Source organism: Streptomyces sp. NPDC033131 (assembly GCF_055578365.1).
The window spans coordinates 1-23,865 of sequence record NZ_JBVIPA010000021.1; the positions used below are offsets into that span (position 1 = coordinate 1).

The 23,865-nt window shown below is 71.5% G+C and carries 20 protein-coding genes; 13 read left to right on the top strand and 7 right to left on the bottom strand.

Annotation, left to right across the window (positions count from 1 at the left end; genetic code table 11):
* From ACZ5XS_RS25250 to ACZ5XS_RS25270, 5 genes are all read right to left on the bottom strand, one after another.
* A partial coding sequence (locus ACZ5XS_RS25250) for a hypothetical protein (protein WP_468655109.1) occupies positions 1-137 on the bottom strand: 137 nt, incomplete at its 3' end.
* A gap of 135 nt (positions 138-272) precedes the next feature.
* Entirely contained in the window at positions 273-1,430 is a 1,158-nt protein-coding gene (locus ACZ5XS_RS25255) for a substrate-binding domain-containing protein (RefSeq protein ID WP_468654881.1), read from the bottom strand.
* Positions 1,431-1,522: 92 nt separating this feature from the next.
* The gene (locus ACZ5XS_RS25260) at positions 1,523-2,764 is read right to left on the bottom strand and encodes an ABC transporter permease (RefSeq protein WP_468654883.1); all 1,242 of its coding nucleotides are present in this window, start codon (positions 2,762-2,764) and stop codon (positions 1,523-1,525) included.
* Positions 2,764-4,368: a sugar ABC transporter ATP-binding protein gene (locus ACZ5XS_RS25265; protein ID WP_468655111.1), complete on the bottom strand. Its 1,605-nt coding sequence runs from the start codon at positions 4,366-4,368 to the stop codon at positions 2,764-2,766. Before ACZ5XS_RS25265 ends, ACZ5XS_RS25260 begins: the two co-directional genes overlap by 1 nt.
* Positions 4,369-4,522: 154 nt before the next feature.
* Positions 4,523-5,278, bottom strand: coding sequence for an IclR family transcriptional regulator (locus ACZ5XS_RS25270; protein WP_468654885.1), 756 nt, complete (start codon positions 5,276-5,278; stop codon positions 4,523-4,525).
* Positions 5,279-5,506: 228 nt separating this feature from the next.
* Between ACZ5XS_RS25270 and ACZ5XS_RS25275 the strand changes: the two genes are divergently transcribed.
* From ACZ5XS_RS25275 to ACZ5XS_RS25300, 6 genes are all read left to right on the top strand, one after another.
* Complete coding sequence (locus ACZ5XS_RS25275; RefSeq protein ID WP_468654887.1) at positions 5,507-6,499, top strand: cyclase family protein; 993 nt, start codon at positions 5,507-5,509, stop codon at positions 6,497-6,499.
* Entirely contained in the window at positions 6,499-7,566 is a 1,068-nt protein-coding gene (locus ACZ5XS_RS25280; RefSeq protein ID WP_468654889.1) for an NAD(P)-dependent oxidoreductase, read from the top strand. Before ACZ5XS_RS25275 ends, ACZ5XS_RS25280 begins: the two co-directional genes overlap by 1 nt.
* Entirely contained in the window at positions 7,563-8,519 is a 957-nt protein-coding gene (locus ACZ5XS_RS25285) for an NAD(P)-dependent oxidoreductase (protein WP_468654891.1), read from the top strand. The genes ACZ5XS_RS25280 and ACZ5XS_RS25285 overlap by 4 nt, the downstream gene beginning before the upstream one ends.
* Before the next feature lie 6 nt (positions 8,520-8,525).
* Positions 8,526-9,428, top strand: a complete 903-nt coding sequence (gene gnd, locus ACZ5XS_RS25290; protein ID WP_468654893.1) for a phosphogluconate dehydrogenase (NAD(+)-dependent, decarboxylating) — start codon at positions 8,526-8,528, stop codon at positions 9,426-9,428.
* Positions 9,429-9,829: 401 nt separating this feature from the next.
* On the top strand, positions 9,830-11,860 hold the full coding sequence (locus ACZ5XS_RS25295) for a multicopper oxidase family protein (protein WP_468654895.1): 2,031 nt from the start codon (positions 9,830-9,832) through the stop codon (positions 11,858-11,860).
* Complete coding sequence (locus ACZ5XS_RS25300; RefSeq protein WP_468654897.1) at positions 11,857-13,287, top strand: MDR family MFS transporter; 1,431 nt, start codon at positions 11,857-11,859, stop codon at positions 13,285-13,287. The genes ACZ5XS_RS25295 and ACZ5XS_RS25300 overlap by 4 nt, the downstream gene beginning before the upstream one ends.
* On the opposite strand, the gene ACZ5XS_RS25305 is transcribed toward ACZ5XS_RS25300, so the two are convergent.
* The gene (locus tag ACZ5XS_RS25305) at positions 13,235-14,722 is read right to left on the bottom strand and encodes a gluconokinase (RefSeq protein ID WP_468654899.1); all 1,488 of its coding nucleotides are present in this window, start codon (positions 14,720-14,722) and stop codon (positions 13,235-13,237) included. The two genes, ACZ5XS_RS25300 and ACZ5XS_RS25305, sit on opposite strands and share 53 nt — an antisense overlap.
* Before the next feature lie 372 nt (positions 14,723-15,094).
* On the opposite strand from ACZ5XS_RS25305, the gene ACZ5XS_RS25310 reads away from it, so the two are divergent.
* The 7 genes from ACZ5XS_RS25310 to ACZ5XS_RS25340 all read left to right on the top strand — a co-directional run bounded on the left by ACZ5XS_RS25310 (position 15,095) and on the right by ACZ5XS_RS25340 (position 23,236).
* Positions 15,095-16,003 (top strand): NAD(P)-dependent oxidoreductase, encoded by a 909-nt coding sequence (locus ACZ5XS_RS25310; RefSeq protein ID WP_468654900.1) that lies wholly within the window; start codon positions 15,095-15,097, stop codon positions 16,001-16,003.
* A complete protein-coding gene (locus ACZ5XS_RS25315; RefSeq protein ID WP_468654901.1) occupies positions 16,000-16,785 on the top strand; it encodes an SDR family NAD(P)-dependent oxidoreductase in 786 nt (261 codons plus the stop codon). The genes ACZ5XS_RS25310 and ACZ5XS_RS25315 overlap by 4 nt, the downstream gene beginning before the upstream one ends.
* Positions 16,786-16,892: 107 nt before the next feature.
* Entirely contained in the window at positions 16,893-17,942 is a 1,050-nt protein-coding gene (locus ACZ5XS_RS25320) for an L-idonate 5-dehydrogenase (protein WP_468654902.1), read from the top strand.
* 162 nt (positions 17,943-18,104) lie between these two features.
* Positions 18,105-19,109 carry a 2-hydroxyacid dehydrogenase gene (locus ACZ5XS_RS25325; protein ID WP_468654904.1) on the top strand — a complete coding sequence of 335 codons (1,005 nt, stop codon included), beginning with the start codon at positions 18,105-18,107 and terminating at the stop codon, positions 19,107-19,109.
* Positions 19,110-19,217: 108 nt separating this feature from the next.
* Entirely contained in the window at positions 19,218-20,522 is a 1,305-nt protein-coding gene (locus ACZ5XS_RS25330; protein WP_468654906.1) for an ATP-grasp domain-containing protein, read from the top strand.
* 16 nt (positions 20,523-20,538) lie between these two features.
* Positions 20,539-22,578 (top strand): CocE/NonD family hydrolase, encoded by a 2,040-nt coding sequence (locus ACZ5XS_RS25335; RefSeq protein ID WP_468654908.1) that lies wholly within the window; start codon positions 20,539-20,541, stop codon positions 22,576-22,578.
* Positions 22,579-22,696: 118 nt separating this feature from the next.
* Positions 22,697-23,236 (top strand): hypothetical protein, encoded by a 540-nt coding sequence (locus ACZ5XS_RS25340; protein WP_468654910.1) that lies wholly within the window; start codon positions 22,697-22,699, stop codon positions 23,234-23,236.
* A gap of 26 nt (positions 23,237-23,262) precedes the next feature.
* Here the strand turns inward: ACZ5XS_RS25340 and ACZ5XS_RS25345 are convergent, their stop codons facing one another.
* Positions 23,263-23,850, bottom strand: coding sequence for a carboxymuconolactone decarboxylase family protein (locus ACZ5XS_RS25345; protein WP_468654912.1), 588 nt, complete (start codon positions 23,848-23,850; stop codon positions 23,263-23,265).
* Between the last annotated feature and the right edge of the window lie 15 nt (positions 23,851-23,865).

Below are 23,865 nucleotides of genomic sequence, written 5' to 3' on the forward strand. Positions count from 1 at the left end.
GCCAGGCTCATCGCCGTACCGGGATGGCCGTTGCCGACCTTCTGTACGGCATCGGCGGCCAGGACGCGGGCGGTGTCGACGGCCCGCTGGTCCAACTCGGTCCACTCGAAGACGGCAGCGGTCGAGTGCGGATTCACGCGTGAGCTCCAGTGACTGTGTGAGGACGAAGGAAGGAGAGAGGACGGAAGCAGGACGAGAGGGGGACCGTGGCTGGGGAATGGTCCCTCCCGCCGGGGAGGACGGGAGGGACGTGCCAGGGCCGACGGTGTCGCCTACTTGCCCCAGAGCTTCTGGTACGCCTCGCGGTATCCCTTCGGGTCCCAGGAGGAGCCGCCGCCGCTGTTGGCCGCCGTGGTGATGTGCACCGGGGCGATGTAGCCGCTGGCGGGCTTGCCGGCGAAGGAGCGGTTGAACTCGTCGACGATCTGCCAGCCCTGCTCGGACAGCGGTTCGGGCACCGTGGCCGCCTGGAACTGCTTGCTGTTGATGCGCTGGAAGGCCGAGGGGTCGCCGTCGCCGGCGCCGATGCTGAAGGGGGCACCGTTGCCCTGCTTGCCGCCTGCCCGCAGCGCGGGTGCCGCGTCGGCGAAGTACAGGTCGTTGATGGCCACCGAGTGCGTCCACTTGGTGCCGAAGCGGGACAGCAGTGCGGAGACCTCCTGCGGGGTGCGGCTGCTGGCGTCGGCGATCGGGATGTTGGAGGTGGACAGCACCTTGGTGTCGGAGCAGGTGGCGAGCTCCTTCACGATCAGGTCCGACTTGCCCTTGGCGAAGGGGATGGAGGCGTCGGTGAACACCACCACGCCGGCCCGGCCGTTGGACTGGCTGATGACCCAGTCGGCGCTGATCTTCGCGACGTCCTCGACCTTGGTGGTGATGTTGCTGAAGAGCTTCGGGTTCGTGCTGGGTCCCGGGGTGCCGACGGCGTGCCAGCCGATGAGCGGGATACCGGCGGCGTTGGCCTGCGCGACCTGCTGGGCGGTCGACTTGGGGTCGAAGCCGGACAGGACGATGCCGTCGGGCTTCACGGCGACGGCCTGGCTGACGGCGGCCTGGATACCGGCAGGAGTGCCCTGGCCGTCGATGATCCGCACCCTCCAGCCGATGGCCTTGGCGGCTTCCTTGACGCCTTCGGCGGCGCCCGCGACTCCGGGGTTGGTCATGCTCTGGGCGACGTAGACGATCGTCTTGCCGGCGACCGCCTTGGGGCCGGTGGTCGGTCCGCCCCACGGGGTGTCGACGGCCTCGGCGCCCGCTACCGCCTGCTTCGCCTTCGCCAGGACGGCCGGGCAGCCGGCTTTCGCCGAGCCGCCCACGGTGGTGGAGCCGGCGCTGTCTGAGCCGCGGGTGCAGCCTGCGACCGTAGCGGTGAGCACGGCCAGGGCGGCGACGGCTCTGAGGGTTGCCTTGCGGGTGGGGTGGTACGACACGGCGGTGCTCCTTGAGGGCGTACGACAAGCGGGCGGCGTGACGGGCAGGCGAAGAGAGGAAGGCGGGAGTGCGGTCCTGGGCTGGGCCGCGGTCAGGGAGTGCGCGGCGCTTCACCGTCGGGCGCGCCGGTGGCGGAGGAACCGGTGACGGCGGGCGTGGGCCGCTCCGTCGCGGGTTCCGCCCCTGGCGTGGACAGTGAGCGGCGGGTGGCGCTGGCCCCGGCGCGCAGTCGGCGGCGGGCGGAGTAGCCGGCCAGGCCGACGGCGAGGAGCAGCGTGCCGCCGTTGAACAGGGAGGTGGCCCAGAACTCCGCGCCGAGCTGCTGGATGCCGGCCAGGCCGATGGCGAGGATGGCGACGGCGACGACGGTGCCGGCGGCGTTGGCGCGGCCCGGTTTGATGGCGGTGGAGCCGAGCAGGGCGCCGACGAAGGCGGGCAGCAGGTAGTCCATGCCGACGCTGGGGTTGCCGATCTGCTGCTGCGCGGCGAGCAGGACGCCCGCGAAGCCGACGACGAGTCCGGACCCGGCGAAGGCGTAGATGCCGTACCGGCGGGTGGGGATGCCGACGAGGTCGGCGGCGCGGGCGTTGGAGCCGATGACGTACAGGTAGCGGCCGAGCGGCAGGCGCTCCAGGAGCAGCCACAGCACCACGGCGAGCGCGAGGACGTAGAAGGCGGGGACCGGCAGGCCGAGGAAGGTGGAGTCGTACAGGTCGGTGAAGGCCGGGGGCAGGCCCTGCGGACCGGGCACGATCCGGGCGCCGTCGGTGATCCAGCCGGTGCAGGCGTACAGGAGGCTGCCGGTGCCGAGGGTGGCGATGAAGGAGTCGATCTTGGCGAACTCCACCAGCAGGCCGTTGAGTACGCCGACGATGCCGCCGCCGAGGATGACGGCGACGCAGGCGATCGGCCAGGACCAGCCGCTGTTCACGATGAGTTGCATGGCCAGGACGTGGGCGAAGCCGAGTCCGTAGCCGACGGAGAGGTCGAACTTGCCGGTGACGATGGGGATCATCGCGCCGAGCGCGAGGATCGCGGGGATCGACTGGTTGGACAGGATCGACGAGGCGTTGTCCATCGTCGGGAAGGTGTTCGGCAGGGCCAGCGCGAAGATCACGAACAGCAGGAGGGTCAGGCCGAGCAGGCCGTAGGTGCCGACGAGGTGGCCGCCGCGCAGGCGGGCGGCCAGGGAGCCGCTGCCCGCGCCCTGGCCGGAGCTGCCGGGTGGCTGCTTGGCCGCCCTCCGGGCGGTTCCCTGGTGGGCGCCGTCCCGTTGGGCCTTTCCGCCGGGGTCGTCGGCCTGACGGCGGGCGGATTCGGTCTCGGTGGCCATCAGTTGTCCGCCGTTCCGGTCAGCGCCGGCATGGCCGACGCGGCGTGGGTGAGTTCGGTGACGGTGAGGGCTTCACCGCTGAGTTCGGCGGTCACGTGGCCCCGTACGAAGACCAGGGCGCGGTGACACACGTCGGCGACTTCCTCGAAGTCGGTGGAGATGAGGAGGACCGCGAGGCCTTGGGCGAGCGCGTCGTCGAGCAGGCGGTAGATCTCCGCCTTGGCTCCGACGTCGACTCCCGCGGTCGGCTCCTCCAGGATCACGACGCGCCTGCTGAGGCGCAGCCAGCGGCCGATCATGACCTTCTGCTGGTTGCCGCCGGAGAGGGTCGCGATGGGTGCTTCGGGGTTGGCCGGGCGTACGCCGAACCTCTCGACCAGCGATTGTGCCGTGGCGCACTCGCGTGACGGGCTGATCCAGCGCCACGGGGAGCGGCTGTCGGCCCGCGGGTTGGCCAGGAAGTTCTCCCTGACGGTGAGTTCGAGGGCGCAGCCCTCCTCCTGGCGGTTGCTGGTGACGAAGCCGATGCCCGCGTCGACGGCCGCGGCGGGCGAGCCGGGCCGGTAGGGCCTGCCGTCGAGCAGTGCCTCGCCGTCGTGGAGGGGACGGGAGCCGGCGAGGGCACGGCCGAGGTCCATGTGCCCGGCGCCGGTGAGGCCGACCATGCCTAGGACTTCCCCGGCGCGCACCTCCAGGTCGATGGGGCCCGCCCCGTCGGTGGTGACGCCGGTGAGCCGCAGCACGGTCGGGGCGTCGCCGGTGGGGGCCTTGGGGCCGGGCTGCGGGCGATGGGTCTCCGCCGCGTGCCCGACGATGTCGCGCACGATGCGGTCGGGGCCGTGGTCGGCGAGGCGGCCCTCGCTGATGAGGTGACCGTCGCGCAGGACCGCGAAGCTGTCGGCGACCTGGTAGACCTCGTCGAGCCGGTGGCTGACGTAGACGATGCCGTGCCCCCGGTCGCGCAGGGTGTGCAGGACGTCGAAGAGGCGGGCGCAGTCCGCGGCGGGCAGGCTCGCGGTGGGTTCGTCGAGGACGATGAGCCGGGCCCGGGTGGACAGGGCGCGGGCGATGGCGACGAGGGATCGCTCGGCGCGGGTGAGGTCGGCGACCCTGGCATCCGGGTCCAGGTGACCGGCGACGATGTCCAGTGCCTCGGTGCTGCGGCGGCGGACCTGCCGCCAGGAGACGAGGCCGGCGCGGCGCGGGTAGCCGGTGCCGAGGGCGATGTTCTCGGCGACCGTCATCCACTCGACCAGACCGAGGTCCTGGTGGATGAAGGACATCTCCGCGGTGGCGGCGTCGGTGCCCAGCGGGTGACCCGCGACGGTGACCTCGCCCTGGTCCGCTCGGTACACCCCGGCGAGAACCTTGATCAGTGTGGACTTACCGGCACCATTGTGACCCAATAGGGCGAGAATGCTGCCCGAGTGGAGGTCGAGGTCGACGTCGGCGAGGGCGAGCGTGCCGCCGAATCGCTTGCGCAACCCCCGGATGCTCACCAGGGGCCGGTGTGGAGCTGTGTCATCTGCGTCAGCTGTGTCGGCTGTGTCATCGGGAGCGTCATACACGGACTTCTCCGAAGGGATCTGCCAGCCGAGGACCATTCCATCGGCTCGGACAGAATCCTGTACAGCCACCAGTATGTTGGTCAATGGGTTGGCCGGTTTTTATTGCCTCAAAGTTACGGCGGCCGTACGGACAGATCTCCGTACGGCCGCCGTGAGCGATACCGAAAAAGACTGGACCAGCCCCCGGACCTCAGCCGCCGGGCGGCGCCCCCTGCGGAAGCATGGGGTTCTCCAGACCCGCCGCGATGGTCCGCAGGTCCTTCAGCAGGGCCTCGCGGAACTCGTCGTCGAGCCGGGCCTTGAGCACGGTGACGCTGATCGCGAAGGGCGCGGAGTCCGTACGGAAGCCGTTGACCGGTACGGAGAGACAGAGGATGCCCGCCGTGGCCTCCTCGTCGTCGATCGCGTAGCCGCGCTCCCGGGTCTCGGCCAGGTCCGCCATCAGGGCGGGCACGGACGTGATGGACCGCTCGCTGAGCGCGGTCAGGGGACGGCCGCGCAGCCGGTCCTCGGCCACCGCCGGATCCAGGGTGGACAGGATGGCCTTGCCGGTGGCCGTGCAGTTCGCCGGGAAGCGGTCGCCGATGTTGGCGGTCAGCCGCAACGGCTGCGTGCCGTCGTAACGCCCCAGGTAGAGGACGTCCAAGCCGTCGAGTACGGCCACCCGCGCGGTCTCCCGCGAGATATGGGTACTGCGCCGGCACAGCTCGTAGAAGTCGCGCAGCTGATCGACGGTGGCCAGGTAGCGGCCACCCAGCTCGACGAGCTTGCGCCCCAGACTGAAGCCCGAGCCGTTGCGCGCGATCATGCCGGCCGCCTCCAGCGAGGCGCACAGATTGCCCGTCGAGGACTTCGGCAGGCCCAGGGCGCGAGCGATCTCACTCACCGACAGCGGGCGCCCCTCTGCCTCGCCGAGTGCGTCGAGGATGGCCACGGCCCGCGTCACAGCGGGAACGAGACTACCCGGGTCACTTGCGCTCACCAGCAACTCCACCCATCATTCTGTTCGTCGTTCAGCATATTGGCTATTGTCTCTCGTGTACCCCCGAACGACAATGCCGTCGGCGCACGCTTTGCCGTCGAGATTCTCCGCGTCCCTCCGGACCACTCGACCGTAGCGCGCCCTCCGGGCCGGCCGACGACACCCTGCGAGCCTTGGAGCGCTGAGCAGCAGATGACCAGCAGCCCGCACGATCCCTCCCCACCCTCCCCCGGCGACGACGCCTCCGCCCCCCAGCCGGACAACGGACCCGCCCTGTCCCGCGCACAGTTCGACACGCTCTTCGACGAATTGAGCACCTGGGGCCGCTGGGCCCCCGCCGACGCCGACCGCGGCGCGTGGAACCGGGTCACCCCCGAGCACGCACGGCGCGCCACCACCCTGGTCCGCACCGGCACCACCGTCCCCACGGCCCTGCCGTGGAACACGGCGCCCGGCCCGGACAACGGCAAGCCCGCCCTCCACTACATGTCCGACCTCGGTGACGTCGAGGCCCCCGAACCGTCCTGCCACAAGGACTTCATCGCCGTCGACTACCACGGCAAGGGAGTCAGCCACCTCGACGCGCTCTCCCACATCGCCTACCGCGGACAGCTCTACGACGGTCACACCGCACGCGAGGTCGTCGACGCGGCCGGCGCCCGGTTCGGCTCGGTCTCCGCGCTCGGCCCGCTGGTCACCAGGGGCGTACTGATCGACATGCCCGCCGTGCTGGGCACCGACTGGCTGGAGCCCGGCCGGGCCGTGCACGCCGAGGACGTCACCGCCGCCGAGAAGACCCTCGGCGTCACCATCGGCGACGGCGACGCGGTCCTGCTGCGCTCCGGCCACTTCCGGCGCCGCGCCGAACTCGGCGCCTGGAACCCGGACAACGCCAGCGCCGGCTTCCACGTGGACGCCATGCCGCTGTTCGCCGAACGCGGGATCGCCCTGCTCGGCGGCGACGGCGACAGCGACGTGCGGCCCTCGCCCGTCGAAGGGCTGCACTCCCCCGTGCACGCCCTCGCGATCACCGCCATGGGCGTGCCGCTGCTGGACAACCTCGACCTGGAAGCGCTCTCCGCCGCCTGCGCGCAGGCCGGCCGCTACGAGTTCCTGTTCGTCGTGGCCCCGCTGAACGTCCCCGGCGGCACGGGCTCGCCCGTCAACCCGATCGCGGTGCTGTGATGAGCGCCCTGGGCTTCAGAGTCGGCGTCAGCCGGGACTTCCTGGACGCGGACGGCCGCAACGTGTGGGGCGACATCCGCCTCGGCGAACTCGACGCCGCCGGCGTCGACTGGCACTACCTGCCGCGCGACACCGACGAACTCCTCGCGACGGACGTCGAAGGCCTGGACGCCGTCCTGTTCGCCGGCCCCGCCGTCACACCGCGCACCTTCGAGGGCGCCGTCCGCTCACCACTGCTCTTCGCCCGCTTCGGCGTCGGCTACGACGCCGTCGACCTCGACGCGTGCACCCGCAACGGCGCACTGGTGACCATCACCCCCGACGGAGCCCGCCGCCCGGTCTCCACCGCCGCCCTCACCCTGCTGCTCGCCGTGCTGCACAACGTGACCGCCAAGGACCGGCTGGTTCGGGAGGGCCGCTGGGCCGAGAAGGAACAGTGGATGGGCCTCGGTCTCACCGGCCGCCGGATCGGGCTGATCGGCCTCGGCAACACCGCCCGCGACCTGGTCGGACTGCTGCGGCCGTTCGAGGTCGACATCGTGGCGTACGACCCGTACTGCCCGCCGGAGACCGCCACCGCGCTCGGCGTACGGCTCGCGGACGTCGACACCGTGATGGCGGAGGCCGACGCCGTGATCGTGATGTGTGCGCTGACGGAGGAGACCCGTCATCTCGTCGACGCGCGGCGACTGGCATTGATGAAGCCCACGGCCGTGCTCCTCAACGTCGCCCGCGGGCCCATCGTCGACGAGGCCGCCCTGATCGAGGCGCTGCGAGTTCGGCGTATCCGAGGTGCCGGACTCGACGTGTTCGAGAGCGAGCCGCCTGCCCCGGACAACCCGCTGCTGGGCATGGACAACGTCGTGCTCAGCCCGCACGCCCTGGCCTGGACCGACGAGATGTCCGCCGGGAACGGCGGCAGCGCGGTCCGGGCGGTGCTGGAGGTGGCGGCGGGACGCGTACCCCCCTTCGTCGTCAACCGGGATGCCGTCGACAGCCCTCGACTGATCGGCCGCCTGGCAGAGTTGACGGACCGTCAGGACGCTCCGGCGGGAGCCGGCGCGTGAGCTTCGCCGAGGTCCGCACCGGCACCGTCGGCACCGGCACCGTCGCCACCGGCGCCGTCGGCTTCCTCGGGCTCGGCGCGATGGGACTGCCCATGGCGGCGAACCTCGCCCGGGCCGGTTTCGACGTCCTCGTCTGGAACCGTGGCCAGGCCCCGCGGGAGGCCGCCGCGGCCGCCGGCTGCCGTATCGCCGACCACCCGGAACAGGTGGCCGCCGCCGCATCGGTCGTCCTCACCATGCTCCCCGACCTCCCCCAGGTGATCGACCTGCTGGACGGCCCGGACGGACTGCGCTCCGGACGGCCGGTCATGGACACCCTGGTCGTGATGGGGACCGTTTCCCCCGTCGCGGTGCGTGCCCTGGCCGAGAAGCTGCGTCCGCACGGCATCACGGTGGTCGACGCCCCCGTCAGCGGCGGGGTGACCGGCGCCCGCGACGCCACCCTGTCGATCATGGCCGGGGGCCCGGAAGAGGCGGTCGCACGGATCCGCCCGTATCTGGAGGCGATGGGCTCGACCGTACGGCGCCTGGGCGACACCGGCGCCGGCTCCCTCGCCAAGGCCTGCAACCAGCTCGTCGTCGCCGGAACCCTGGTCGCCCTCGCCGAGGCCGTCCTGCTCGGCGAGCGCGGCGGCCTCGAACCGGCCGCGCTGCTCGACGTACTGTCCGGCGGCCTCGCCTCCTCCGAGGTGCTGACACAGAAACGGCACCACCTGGCCGAGGGTGACTTCACCCCGTCCGGCCCGGCCCGCTACCTCCACAAGGACCTCGGGTTCGTCCTGGACAGCGCCGCCGACGAAGGCGTCACGCTGCCGGTCTCCGAGACCGTCGCCGCGCTGTACGCGGCCATCGAGGCGCAGGGCCTCGGCGACCTGGACAACAGCGTCGTCCTCGCCCTGCTGCGCGACGGCCGGCCCAACTCCCCTCATCTCACGAATTTCACGAAGGACTGAAAACACATGCAGGTAGGAATCGTCGGCCTGGGACGCATGGGCGGCAACATGGCCGCCCGCTGGCGGGACCGCGGTCACGAGGTGCTCGGCTACAGCCGCACCTCCCCCGACCGCGACGCCGACTCCCTGGAAGAACTCGTCGCCAAGCTCGCCGGACCCCGTGTGGTGTGGCTGATGCTCCCCTCGGGCGACCCGACCCGCGAGGCCCTGCGGCAGCTCGCGGGACTGCTGTCCCCCGGTGACGTGATCGTCGAGGGCGGCAACTCCCGCTTCAGCGACGACACCGAGCACGCCCGGATGCTCGCCGACCACGGCATCGGCTACGTCGACTGCGGTGTCAGCGGTGGCGTCTGGGGCCGGGAGAACGGCTACGCCGTGATGTGCGGCGGCGAGGACGAGCACGTGGAGCGCGTCTGGCCACTGCTGGAGTCGCTGGCCCCCGAACAGGACGGGCTGTGCCACGCGGGCCCGGTCGGTGCCGGCCACTACGCCAAGATGGTCCACAACGGCATCGAGTACGGCATGATGCAGGCGCTCGCCGAGGGCTACGAGTTGCTGGAGGCCGGCGAGTTCGTGCCCGACGTGCCCAAGGTGCTCGCCTCCTGGCGGCACGGCACGGTCGTCCGCTCCTGGCTGCTCGACCTCCTGGTCCGTGCCCTCGAAGAGGACCCGGGTCTCGCCACCCTCTCCGGCCGGGTCGACGACTCGGGCGAGGGCCGCTGGACGGTCGAGGAGGCGGTACGCCTCTCGGTGTCCGCCCCCGCCATGACCGCCGCCCTCTTCGCCCGCTTCGCCTCCCGCAAGCCGGACGCCGACCAGCTCAAGGCTCTCGCGGCGATGCGCCGGCAGTTCGGCGGCCACGCGGTGCACGGCGCCGGCGCGGTCGCGGGCGGGACGAAGCAGGGCTGACCGACCCCGGCCGGGCCTCGGCGCCGAGCGCTCCGACCGCGAGCCCTTGACTACCCGGTCTGTGGCCCGGCCCTCGCCCCTGCCCGTGCCCTGCGATCACGGTCACGCGTGGGATCCGCCCACAAGCGCGCTACCGCAGGGGCGTTGTTCAGCACGTCGTCGCGTCGGCGCGCCCGCGGCCCGCTCACCGACCGCGGGCAGGCCGGCCGGTGTACAGCGCTGCGTCGGAACGACCCGGAATCCGGCGACACGGGATCGCCGGCCCGGGAACCCCCGCCGGGCCCGGACAGCCCGGCGGGACCTCGCCCGGTCCCGAGGTGGATGCCCCGGGGCCGGGCGACCAGAGCCGCAGCGGCGGACCGCCAGGGGCGGGCACGTCGCGGCGATGAGCGAAGGGCACCATGCACACCCAGGACGGCAACAACCGGACCGGCGTGACCCGTTCGGCGCTCACCCGGCGGGGCTTCCTCGCCACCGCGGCAGCGGGCGCCGTCGTCGCCACCGCCGACAGCGCGACGGTGCCGACGACGGCGAGCGCGGCCACCGAGGCCGGAGCCGGGACCGAATTGAGGGCGGCGGGCACCGACCAGGAACCCCGCCCGCCCCGGGGCGGACCGGCCGGATCCGCCCCCGCCGCACCCACCTACCGCAGCCTCACCCCGTTCCGTGACCCCCTGCGTATCCCCGCGACCGTCGGGACGACCCGGGACGACGGCGTCTCGTACGCCACCGTCCGGATGCGGGCGACGACGACCCGGATGCACTCCCAGCTTCCGCCGACCCCCGTCTGGGCCTACGACGGTCAGCTGACCGGCCCCACCTTCGAGGTCCGCCGGGGCGAGAGGCTCCGCGTCACCTGGACCAACGAACTCTCCGGCGAACTCCCGGTGACGGTCGTCGAGGTGCCCAACGCCACAACGACCCCCGCGCCCTGGGACCAGCCGGGGCGCGGCGGCGTGAGCGCGCGCGAGGACGTGGCGGCCCTGCGGCCGTGGACGGTGGTGCATCTGCACGGCGCGCTCACGGGCGGCGGCAACGACGGCTGGCCGGAGAACGGTGTCCAGCCGGGCACCTCACAGCTGTCGGAGTACCCCAACGAGCAGCGTGCGACGGCGCTCTTCTACCACGACCACGCCATGGGCATCACCCGGTGGAACGTGATGGCGGGTCTGTCCGGCATGTATCTGATCCGGGACGAGGAGGAGGACGCCCTCGGCCTTCCCGGCGGGGCGTACGAGATCCCCCTGATGCTCGCGGACCGCAACCTGGAGACCGACGGCGAGGGCCTGCTCACCGGCCGGCTGCTGCACAAGACGATCGTCGTGCGCAGTGAACCCCTGGTGCAGATGCGCGCGTTCACCGGCCCGTTCACCACCGTCAACGGCGTGATCTGGCCGTATCTGCGGGTCGAGCCGCGCTGGTACCGCTTCCGCGTCGTCAATGCCGCCAACACCCGCCAGTACCGGCTGACGCTGACCGACGAGAACGGGCGGGCCGTGCCGGCCGGCAGCGCCTACCAGATCGGCACGGACCACGGACTGTTGACGGAGCCCGTGCCGGTGGACCCCGCTGACGGGCTGACACTGGGTTCCGCCGAGCGCGCCGACCTGCTCATCGACTTCTCGGCGTTCCGCGGTCGTCGGCTGCGGCTGACGAACACCAACCCCAGTCCGGACCCCGGGCCGTGGCCGCAGGTGATGGAGTTCCGGGTGGACGAGCACCCCGTCCACGACCCCTTCACGCTGCCGCGGCGGCTGAGCGACGGCTCCCTCGAGGACGACGGAACGGGAACTCCGGCCACCCCTCACCACCCGACCGAGCGGCTGGTGGTGCTGACGCCCATGGGCCCCGGGCAGGCCCTGTGCTGGGAGATGGAGAAGACCGATGCGCCGGCCGGTGAGCTACCGGCCGACGGCATCGTGCAGATCGAGGAGGACGACGGCACCCTGACCACGTACCGTCGCGCGGCGGCGGACTTCTACGACCCGGTGCGCTTCTTCGTCCGTACCCGCGGCTGGGAACGATGGCGGTTCCTGCACGCGGCGCCGTCGGGCTGGCCGCATCCCATGCACATCCACGCCACGAGTTTCCGGGTGGTCAGCCGCGAGAGGTACGACGTCAGCGGGTTCACGTCGTTCTCGCTGCCGGACGGCGGCATCGGTTGCGGCACCGCCTCCCCACTGCGCCGGACCGGCGCCGGGACGGTGCCGCCCGGCGAGCGGGGGTGGAAGGACACGGTCCGGGTCGGAGCCGGTGAACTGGTCACCGTGGACGGCTACTTCGGGGACTGGGCGGGGAAGTTCGTCTACCACTGCCACATGCTCGAACACGAGGACATGGGCATGATGCGACAGTTCGTGGTCCTCCCCGGACAGATCCAGGACATCGGCATGCCGTCGTCGGGACAGCACGGCATGGAGACACACCAGTGAGCGACGGGGGCCGCCGGGGACTGGCTCTGCTGGTCGCCGGGGCCTTCTTCATGGAGAACCTGGACGGCACGATCATCTCGACGGCCGCTCCCGACATGGCCGCCTCCTTCGAGGTGCGGCCGGCCGACATCGGCGTCGCCATGACGGCGTACTTCGTCGCGCTGGCCGTGTTCATCCCGGTCAGCGGCTGGGCCGCCGACCGCTACGGCGCTCGTCGGGTCTTCGTCTGGGCGATCGCCGTGTTCACCCTCGCCTCGGCGCTCTGTGCTGCGGCGGACGGGCTGCCCGAGCTGGTCGTGATGCGCGTGGTGCAGGGCATCGGCGGGGCGATGATGGTGCCCGTCGGCAGGCTGGCGGTTCTGCGCTCCACAAGGAAGTCCGATCTGCTGCGGGCGATCGCCTGGCTGACCTGGCCCGGTCTGCTGGCCCCGGTCCTGGCGCCCGCGCTGGGCGGACTGTTCACGACCTACGCCTCCTGGCACTGGATCTTCCTGGTGAACGTGCCGCTGGGTGTGCTGGCGCTGCCGCTCGCCCTGCGGCTCGTCCCCGACCTCCGGCGGACGGAACGCCCGCGTCTCGACTGGGTGGGCTTCGGGCTCGGCGGGGCCGGACTGGCGGCGGTGGTGCTGGGCCTGGAGCGATTCGGGGCGACACCCGCCGCCTGGGGCGCGGGCGCGTCCTGGCTCACCGCGGGAGTGGCTCTCTGTCTGCTGACGGTACGTCACCTACGGCGCGGGCAGGACCCGTTGCTCGACCTCGGCGCCCTGAAGGTGGACACCTTCCGGGTGTCGAACGCGGGTGGCGCGCTGTTCCGCGCGGCGATCACCGCCGTGCCGTTCCTGCTGCCCCTGATGTTCCAGGGAGCCTTCGGCTGGAGCGCCGCCACGGCCGGGCTGGTGCTCATCGCGGTGTTCGCGGGCAACGTCGCCGTCAAGCCGCTCACCTCGCCGCTGCTGCGCCGCTTCGGTTTTCGTACGGTGCTGCTCGTGAACGGGGTCGCGACGGCGGTGACCTTCGTGCTGTGCGGGCTGCTCGGCCGGCACACGCCGATGGCCGTGGTGGTGTCCGTGCTGTTCGTGAGCGGTGTGTGCCGGTCCGTCTCGCTCAGCGCGTACGCGACGATCGGCTTCGCCGACATCGAGCCGGACCGCACCAGCGACGCCAACGCGCTCTCCAGCACGGTGCAGCAGCTCGCCGCCGGCCTCGGCGTCGCCTTCGGCGCCCTGGCGCTGCGCGCGGCGGAACCGGTGACGCCTCTCCTCGGTCTGGCGGGCCCCGCCGCCCCCTACCGGGTGGCGTTCGCGCTGCTCGCCCTGCTTCCTCTGGTCACCGTCGTGGAGGCGGCACGCTTGCGGCGGGACGCCGGGGCGGTGGTCACCGGTGCGGCCCCTGCACCTCACGCAGGAGTTGATACAGCTGTTCGCTGAGTCCGCGGGTCTCCGCCAGCCGCCGCGCGGCCACCGGATCGGGGATCACGGTGCGGTGGGCGCGGGCACCGGGCACCGGGGAGGTCAGCGACGGCAGGGCGCCGAGCGCGTGCCGGGCGAGCAGCGCGGCGCCGAAGCCGGAGCCCGCGGTGTCGTCGGTGATCTCCAGCGGCATGTCGAGCGCGGCGGCGACGATCTCCGCCCACAGAGGGGAGCGCAGGGCGCCCCCGGTGGCCCGCACCGAGGTGATCGGGGCGTCGGCGGCGAGCAGGGAGTCACGCACCAGGGCGAGTTGCTGCCCGACGCCCTCGATCATGGCCCGGGTCATGTGGGCCCTGCCGTGTCCGCGGCGCAGCCCGATGAGGGCGCCGCGCGCGTCCGGGTCCCACCAGGGTGCGCGCTCCCCGAGCAGGTGCGGCAGGGCGATCAGCCCCTCGGCGCCGGGTTCGACCTGGCCCGCCTCCTTCAGCAGGTCGCCCACCTCGACGCCTCCGAAGGACTCGGCGGCCCACTGGGCGACGACCCCGGCGTTGCTGACCGCCCCGCCCAGTACCCACAGCCCCTCCGCGAGGTGATAGCAGAACACCCGGCAGCGTTCGTCCACACCTGGCCGGTCGCGTACGACACGGAGGGCGCCGCTGGTGCCGAGGGACAGCGCGGCGGTGGCCGGCGCGGTGGCCCCGACGGCGAGGTTGGCCAGCGGGCCGTCCCCGGCGCCCGCCACCACGGGCAGCCCGGCGGGCAGCCCCAGGACGGCGGCGACTTCGGGGAGGAGCGTGAACACGGTGGTCGGCGGCACCGGTTCGGGCAGCCGGTCGTCGCTCACTCCGGCGATGTCGAGGGCGGGTTGGTGCCATCGGGTGGTGTGCATGTCCAGCAGGCCGGTGGCGGAGGCGCAGGACAGGTCGGTGACCAGGCTGCCGGTGAACCGGGAGAGGACGTAGTCCTTCAGGCCGCACCACGTGGCCGTCCGCCGGACGAGTTCCGGCTCGTGGGCGGTGAACCAGGCGAGTTTGGTGAGCGGGGCCATGGAGTGCACGGGGGTTCCGGTCGCCCGGTGCAGGGCGTCGGCGCTCCCGGCTGCCCGCAGACGCCGGGCGATGTCGGCGGCCCGCGTGTCCGCCCAGCTCAGTGCCGGGGTCAGCGGTGCGCCGGAGGAGTCCAGGGCGAGCAGGGTGTGCAGGGCCGCGCTGAAGGACAGGGCGACGACCGTGAGACCGCGCCCGGCGCAGCTGCCGGCGCTCTCCCTGACCGCTTCGATCGCTCCGGCCAGTACCGTCTCCGGGTCGTGGACGGCCTCCCCGTGCCGCCCGGTGCGCAGCGGCGCGGGACGCTCGACGGTCGAGACCACCCGGTGGGCACCGTCCACCGCGACCACTTTGGTCGCGGTGGTACCCAGGTCGATCCCGAGCACCACCTGGGCCTCGTCCTTCATCACTGTCTACGTCTCCGTTCCGTGGCGGTCTCTACGGGGTGCCGTTCGGGGTGCTGGCCGATGTGCTGTTCGGTGTGCTGTTCGGTGTGCTGTGCCGTGGGTCGGACGAATGCCGGCCCCGCGCCCAGGGGCAGGGTGGCAGGGCACGGGGCCGGCTGTCTCGGAGCCCGCCGTCACGATGGACGGGGCAACACGCCGCACAGGTGCGGACGCCCAGGACCGTAACAGTATGCGGTACTCAAGCCAATATGTTGCGCACTTAAGCCCGCGCGACCCCGGACTGTTGCACAGATTCAACATTATGGTTCAGTATGTTGTTCTGCGTACAGTATTTGGTTCAGAAGGTAGGTCACAGTGTCAGGTCATCCGGAGGTGGCAGTCGCCGGCCTCGGAGTCATGGGTTCGGCCATCGCCCGCAGACTGCTGCGACGTGAACGCTCCGTACGGGTCTACGACGTCCGGCAGGACGCGGTGGCGGAGCTCGTCAGGGACGGGGCGGCCCCGGCGGACTCGGCGGCGCAGCTCGCCTCGTCCTCCGTGGTGATCCTCTCCCTCAACACCGCCGACATCGTCGAGCAGGTGGTCTTCGGCCCCGAGGGGGTCCTGACCACTGCACCCGAAGGCGTACTCGTCATCGACATGTCCAGCATCGACCCCGGGCGCACCCGCGACTTCGCCGAACGCGCGGCGAAGCTCGGCGCCGGCTGGGTGGACGCTCCCCTGTCGGGCGGCGCGCCGGGCGCGGAACGCGGCGAGCTGACGCTGATGCTCGGCGGCGAGGACGACCAGGTGGAACGGGCGCTGCCCGTGCTCGGCGCCCTCTCCTCCCAGCTCACCCACCTCGGCCCGGCCGGCTCGGGGCAGCTGGTCAAGTCCGTCAACCAGGTGCTGGTCGGCTGCGGATTCGCCGCCCTCGCCGAGGCCGCCGCGCTGATACGGGCCGCCGGCCTGCCGCCACGGCAGGTACAGGCGGCGCTCACCGGGGGCAGGGCCGACTCGGCACTGCTCCAGGAGTTCTTCGTGAAGTTCGCCGAGTTCGATCTCACGCCCACCGGCCGGGTCAGCAACATGGTCAAGGACCTGGAGGCGGCCCGCGACTACGCGCGCTCGGAAGGGGTGCCGCTGCCGGTCACCACCGCCGTCTCCGAACTGCACCGCTGGCTGGCCGCGGCGGGCCACGGCGACGCCGACAACGCCGCGCTCATGCACTACTACGGAACCGGAAGCGGAACCGAAGCTGGAAGCGGAACCGGAACCGGTTCGACGGGAGGCCAGTCATGACGGTGTCAGCCAAGGGCCCTTCCCTGTTCGACCTCTCCGGACGGCTGGCCCTGGTCACCGGCTCCAGCAAGGGCATCGGATTCGCCCTGGCCGCGGGACTGGCCGAGGCAGGCGCCGAACTCGTCCTCAACGGCCGCGATCCCGAGGCCCTTGAACGCGCTCGTGCCGGTCTCGCCGAACGCACCGGGACCAAGGTGCACGCCGTGGCATTCGACGTCACCGACGAGGCGGCCGTACAGACGGCGGTCCAGGGGATCGAGCACGGGATCGGCCCGCTGGACATCCTGGTCAACAACACCGGCGTACAGCACCGCGAACCACTCCTCGAGGTCTCCGCCGACAACTTCGAACGCGTCCTGCACACCAACCTCACCAGCGCCTTCCTGGTCGGCCGCACGGTGGCCGCGGGCATGGTCGGGCGCGGACACGGAAAGATCGTCAACATCTGTTCCGTACAGACCTGGCTCGCCCGTCCGGGCATCGCCGCCTACGCGGCCTCCAAGGGCGGCCTCGCGATGCTGACCCGGGGCATGTGCGCGGAGTGGGCCGGATCGGGACTGACCGTCAACGGTCTGGCACCCGGCTACGTGGTCACCGAACTGACCCGCCCCCTCGTCGACGACCCCGCGTTCGACTCCTGGATCCGGGGCCGCACCCCGGCCGGGCGCTGGGCCTCGGTCGAAGATCTCGTCGGCACGCTGGTGTGGCTCACCGCCCCCGCGTCGGACTTCGTCAACGGCCAGGTGATCGCCGTCGACGGCGGCCTGACCGCGGTCATCTGAGAAGGGCCGAGAACATGAACACAGCACACTCGTCGGACTCGAGCTTGAACTCGAACTCGAACTCGAACTCATCGAACGCGAACCCGAACTCGTCGGGCTCATCCACGATGCGAGCGGTCGTGGCCCACGGGGCGGGCGACCTGCGCCTGGAGGAGCGGCCGGTGCCGGAGCCCGGCCCCGGCGAGGTGGCGGTCGACATCCGCTACGGCGGGATCTGCGGTTCCGACCTGCACTACTGGCGGCACGGCGCGGTCGGCGAGTTCCGGCTGCGCGAGCCCCTGGTACTCGGTCACGAGATCGTCGGCCTGGTACGCGCGGCAGGCCCCGGCACGCCCGCCCCGCCGCCCGGCACGCCGGTGGCCGTGCACCCCTTGGCCTCCTGCGGTGCATGCCGACAGTGCGCGGCGGGACGGCGCAACACCTGCCTGGACACCGGCTATCTCGGCAGCGCCGCCCGGAACCCCCACGTCCAGGGCGGATTCGCCGATGTCCTGGTCGTGCCCGTGGAACGGGTCCTGCCCCTCCCCGAGGGCCTCGACCTGCGGCTGGCCGCGGTCGCCGAGCCCGCGGCGGTCGCCTGGCACGCGGTGCGGCAGGCCGGCGACGTCCGCGGCAAGCGAGTCCTGGTCACCGGCGCCGGACCGATCGGCTGCCTGGTGGTCGCCGCCCTGCGCGCCGCCGGTGCCGGTGAGATCACCGTGACCGATGTGCACGAGGCTCCGCTGGCCGTCGCCAAGCAGGTGGGCGCCGACGCCACCGTCCGGATCGGCGGCCCCTCGAGTGCCGGGGACGGCCTGGAAGAACTCGCGGCGGACATCGCCATCGAGTCCTCGGGCAACCCCGCCGGGCTGCGCACCTGCGTGTACGGAGTGGACCGGGGCGGTCTGGTGGTGGGTCTCGGCCTGCTTCCGCCCGGGGACACCCCGGTCGCCGCGAACGCGGTGATCACGCGGGAGCTGCGGCTGGTCGGCTCCTTCCGCTTCGACACCGAGCTCGGCGAGGTACTCCGCGCGCTGGCCGACGGCCGCCTGCCGGTCGACCCGGTGGTGACTTCCGTACTGCCCGTGACAGACGTCGGCGAGGCGTTCGAACTGGCAGCCGACCCGGCGCGCTCCTGCAAGGTGCTCCTCGACTTCGCGGATCCGACGACGGTCTGAGGGGGCGGCGGGAAGGGGTCGGTCCGCAGGACGTGACGGCGGTTGGGCCGATCGCCCGACCAGTGGCCACGCCCTTCGCCCGGCCGGGCCGTCCCCCTTCCCGACCTCACGCCACCAACCGTCGCCCCCCTTCGCCACCCCTTTCGATCAAGGGAGTCCAGCATGTCCGACACCCCCGCACCCCGTCCGCGCGTCGCCGTCAGCCGCACCGGCCTGCCGGGCCCGGCCGTGCGGCGGCTCGCCTCGCGGTACGACGTCACCGCGTGGGAGGGATCGGCACCGCCCACTGCCGCCGAGCTGGGCGCGCTGGCCAAGGGCTGTGAGGGCCTGCTCGTCCTCGGCAGCGACCGGGTGGACGCCGCACTGCTGGAGGCAGCCGGCCCCGGCCTGCGGGTCGTGGCGCTCGCGTCGATGGGATACGACGGTGTGGACGTCGACGCCGCCGCCGCGCGCGGTGTGGTGGTCACCCACACTCCCGACGTACTCGCCGAGACCACCGCCGACGTGGCGATGGCGCTGATCCTGATGGCGCGGCGGCGCCTGGGCGCCGGCATGGACGCGATGCGGCGCGGCGAGTGGGGGGCATTCAGGATGGACGCCTTCCTGGGGCTGGACGTTCAGGGCGCGACGCTCGGGCTGATCGGCTACGGCCAGATCGCCAAGGCTCTCGCACACCGGGCGGCCGGCTTCGGGATGCGGGTCCAGCACCACCATCCGCGCCGCAGGGAGGACGACGGGCTGTCCCGCTGGGTCACGTTCGAGGAGCTGCTGCGGACCAGCGACGTGGTGTCCGTGCACACGCCGCTGACGCCGGAGACCACCGGCATGATCGGAGCACCGGAACTCGCCCTGATGAAACCGACGGCGACGCTCGTCAACACCGGACGGGGCGGAGTCGTCGACGAGGCGGCCCTGCTCACCGCTCTGCGCGACGGGAGCCTGCACTCGGCGGGGCTGGACGTGATGACGAACGAGCCGCGAACGGACCCGTCCGATCCGTTGTTCGCCGAACCGCACCTGGTGGTGCTGCCGCACGTGGGCTCGGCAACGGAGGCGACACGCGCGGCGATGGTGGAGCTGGCGGCACGCAACATCGAGGCCGTCCTGGACGGGGAAACGGCGCCGACCCCCCTGCCGGGGACTCCTGGAGGCATCGATCTTCCATAGGTGTCTCACCTGCCGGTCACGAGGGCGTCCGCGGACGGAAGGTTGGCCGTGCACCTCGCGGGTACTCCGACGATCTTCCGTTGAGCCGCGAGAAGCAGGAAGGTGCCGGTGCCTGACAAGAACGTGAACGATGCGAAGAACATCTTTGTGATCGGCCTCGACGAGGCCAACCTGCCAACACTCCAGGCGGTGCCGGGTGCGAAGTCACTGCGTTTCCGCCCCCTGCTGTCGACCGAGGAACTGCAGGGCGGCGAGGTGTCGGTGCCGGAACTGATCGACAAGGCTCAGGAGGTGCTGGACGCCTTCGGCGGAGACATCGACGCGATCGTCGGCTACTGGGACTTCCCGGTCAGCACGCTCGTCCCGATCCTCAGCGAGCGCTACGGCACCCGCAGCACCAGCCTGGAGTCGGTGGTCAAGTGCGAGCACAAGTACTGGAGCCGGCTCGAGCAGCAGAAGGCCACCGACCGGATTCCGCGGTTCGGCAAGGTCGATCTGGAGTCCGACGACCCGCGCCCTCCCGAGGGCGTGCGGTTCCCCATGTGGCTCAAGCCCGCCCTCTCGTACTCCTCCGAACTCGCCTTCGGCGTCAAGGACATGGACGAGTTCCGTGCCGCCGTCGCCGAGATCCGTGAGGGGATCGCCCGGGTCGGCCGGCCCTTCGAGTACATCCTCGACCGCATCGAGCTGCCGCCGGAGATGGACGGCGTCGGCGGCCAGGTCTGCCTCGCCGAGGAAGCGATGTCAGGTATCCAGGTCGCCGTCGAAGGCTACGTCCATCAGGGCGAAGTGACCGTCTACGGCACCTTGGACTCCATCAACTACCCCGACACCTCCTGCTTCCTGCGCCATCAGTACCCCTCGACGCTGCCGCCGCAGGTGATCGACCAGCTCCACGACGTCACCGGGCGGGTGATGCGCCGGATCGGCTTCGACTCGGCCACCTTCAGCGTGGAGTACTTCTACGACCCGCAGACCCAGCAGGTCAGTCTTCTGGAGATCAACCCCCGCCACTCCCAGTCCCACGCCGAACTGTTCCAGTACGTCGACGGCGTACCGAACCACCACTGCATGGTCAGCCTCGCCCTCGGCGACGACCCGCACATGCCGCACCGCGAGGGGCCGTACGCGACGGCCGCGAAGTGGTACTACCGCTGGTTCACCGACGGTGTGGTGAGCCATGTGCCCTCGCCGGAGGACATCGCCCGCGTCGAGCATGAGACGGACGGCGTACGCGTGGACGTCACGCCTCAGGAGGGGCAGCCGCTGTCGGGTCTGTCCCAACAGGACAGTTACAGCTTCGAGTTGGCCCACGTCTTCACGGGCGGCAACAGCGAGGAGGAGCTGCGGGAGAAGTACGACCACTGCGTGGCCGCACTGGGATTCACCTTCGACGAGAGCCCGCAAGAGTAAGGAGCGCGTCGGCCTTATGCGTTACGTGACCAACCTGCCGTACGCCACGAAGGAAGAGGAGCACGTCAGCATCCCCATGCCCGACGGCGTACAGCTGTCGGCACGCGTCTGGCGTCCCACGTCCTCGGACAACGAGCCCGTGCCCGCGGTGCTGGAGTACATCCCCTACCGCAAACGCGACCTCACCTCCGTACGGGACTCCATCCACCACCCGTACATCGCCGGGCACGGCTACGCCTGCGTCCGCGTCGACCTGCGTGGCACCGGCGACTCGGAGGGGGTGCTGAAGGACGAGTACCTGGAACAGGAACAGGCCGACGCGGAAGCCGTCCTCGCCTGGCTGGCCGAGCAGCCCTGGTGCGACGGCACCACCGGCATGATGGGCATCTCCTGGGGCGCCTTCGCCGCCCTCCAGGTGGCCGCCCGGCGGCCGCCGAGCCTGCGCGCCATCGTCATCGCGTCCTTCACCGACGACCGGCACGCCGACGACATGCACTACATGGGCGGGGCCATGCTCTCGGACAACCTCGCCGAGGCGGGCACCATGTTCGCCTACGCCACCTGCCCGCCCGACCCCGCCGTGGTCGGCGACCGGTGGCGCGACATGTGGCACGAGCGCCTGGACAACACCGGCCCCTGGGTCCTTCCGTGGTTGCGGCACCAGCGCCGCGACGACTACTGGCGCCACGCCTCCGTCTCCGAGAACTACCAGGACGTCCAGTGTCCCGTCCTCGCCTCCAGTGGCTGGGCGGACGGCTACTCCAACGCCGTGACCCGTCTGCTCGGCAACCTGGACGTGCCGCGCAAGGGGCTGATCGGCCCCTGGTCGCACAAGTTCCCGCACCTGGGAGAACCCGGGCCGGCCATCGGCTACCTCCAGGAAGTGGTGCGCTGGTGGGACCACTGGCTCAAGGGCGTCGACAACGGCGTCATGGACGGCCCCATGCTCCAGACGTGGATGCAGGACAGTGTGCCCCCGTCCACCTCGTACGAGGAGCGGCCGGGCCGTTGGGTCGCTGAACCCACGTGGCCGTCTCCGCAGATCCACCCGGTCACCCATCCGCTGATCCGGCACCGGATCGGCCCTCCGGGCGAGGACGCGGCGGCCGGCGAAGGGGACGGCGCCGCGATGACGGTGCGCTCGCCCCTGTCCGTCGGCCAGTTCGCGGGCAAGTGGGCCTCGTACAACGCGCCCCCGGACCTGCCCTACGACCAGCGGGAAGAGGACGGCGGCTCCCTGGTCTTCGAGACCGAGCCGCTGGACGAGCGGCTGGAGATCCTGGGCTCGCCGTCCGTGGAACTCGACATCTCGGCCGACGAGCCGGTCGCGATGGTGGCCGCGCGCCTGTCCGACGTGGGCCCCGACGGTGCCGCCACCCGTGTCACGTACGGCCTGCTCAATCTCACCCGGCGGGACAGCGCCGAGGACCCCGAGCCGCTGGAGCCGGGCCGGCGCTACCGCGCGACCGTCCATCTCAACGGAGTGGCGCAGGCGTTCCCGCCCGGGCACCGCATCCGCCTCTCCCTGTCCACGTCGTACTGGCCGCTCGCCTGGCCGCCGCCCAAGCCGGCCCTGCTCAGCGTCCACGAGGGCTCCAGCACCCTCACGCTCCCCGTCCGCCCGACGGACGAACCCGGCGAGGCGCCCGCCAAGCCGTTCGACGAGCCCGAAGGAACGCCGCCCTTGGGCGTGTCCCGGCTGACGCCCCCGGAGCAGCGGTGGGACGTGAAGCGGGACCTGATCGGCTACCACTCCGAACTGGAGATCGTGAAGGACCAGGGTCTGATCCGCTTCGACGAGATCGGACTCGATGCCGGCCGTCGCGCCTACGAGCGCTACGCGACCGTCGCCGACGACTTCACCTCGGTCCGCGGCGAGTCCACCTGGACCATGCGGTTCCGGCGCGAGGACTGGGACGTTCGTGTGGTGACGCACACGCGGCTCAGCTGCGACGAGCAGGACTTCTTCGTGGACGCCACCCTGGACGGCTACGAGGGTGACCGCCGGGTGTTCTCCCGCACCTGGAACGAGACGGTGCCGCGCGACCTGCTCTAGGCGGCGGTTGACCTGAAGAAGGTTCACGCGGCAGCGGCCGTGGTGCCGATAGGCCGGTCCTGACGGGGTATCCGGGAATCGACAGCGGTGTCACGTCGATTCCGAGGAGGTACGTGCCATGCGCGCCTTCAAGCGCTGGCTCGACCGCAGTCTGACCGCGCAGGCGGTCCTGGTCTTCCCCCTGGCGGTGGGGATCGCCGCCCTGTTCCGCCGGGACGAACATCCGGTCCTGTGGGTGGTTGATGGCGCGAGCTACGCAGCCGTCACCATCGCGTTCCTGGCCGTGCAGCGCCGCAGGGTCGGCCGTGCGGTCGGCACCGACCCGGGTGGACTGGCCGAACTCAACCGGAAGATCCGGCACCGTGAGGTGCCGAGCGATCCCGAGGAGCAGGCGACCATGCGGCGGCTGGTCGCCGAGCAGCTGGGGAAGATGGAGCGGGGAGGCCGGTGGCTGCCGTACTGGCTGGGCTCGATGGGCCTGATCGCGGTCGGCATGCTTGCTCTCGGGGTGGCCTCCGGCTCACTGACCTTTCCGTTGGTCTTCGCGGTCGCCATGTCGGGGTTCTGTTACTGGGTCATCCGGATGCGCCGCGTCGCCCTGGACCGTCATCGCTCCATGCGCTCGGCTCTGCAGGGCCGCAGTGAACGGGTCTCGTGAGTTGCTGAGTTGCTGACGTATGACGGTCAACGCATGGGAGGCAGTACGGGCTCCGGCTGTACCTGCAGGGAGTTCAGAGCGAACGCCAGCAGATGGTAGTGGCCCACGAGCATCGGCAGTTCGATCAGCTGGCGCTCCGTCAGGTGCTCGGTCAGCCCTTCCCACGTCGGCCGGCTGATCCGTGCCCCGGAGCGCAGCTCGTCGGTCGCCCGCAGCAGGAGCGACTGCCGTTCCGTCCACCCCGGGGCCTCGGGACCTGCCGCCACCCGAGTCATGTCGTCCGGTGACAGTCCGGCCTTCGCGGCGATCCTCACGTGCTGGCCCCACTCGTAGGGCGAATCGCAGTTGCGGGCCACCCGGAGGATCACCAACTCGCGGTCGGCAAAGGGAAGTTCGCCTGCGAGCAGCAGTTGGCTGCTGAACGGAAGCCAGGCTGCGAACAACTCCGGATGACGGGCGAGGGTGGCGAAGACGTGTGCCTCGCCGAGTGAAGACACGCCGAGCCCGAGTGAGGCGATGTCGGCGGACAACGTCTCCCGCACGGAGTCGTCCCACTCCTCGGCAGGCTGCGGAGGAATCCTGGGCGCGGCGGGCGACAGCGGCGACTCTGACACGCGGCCACGCTACGC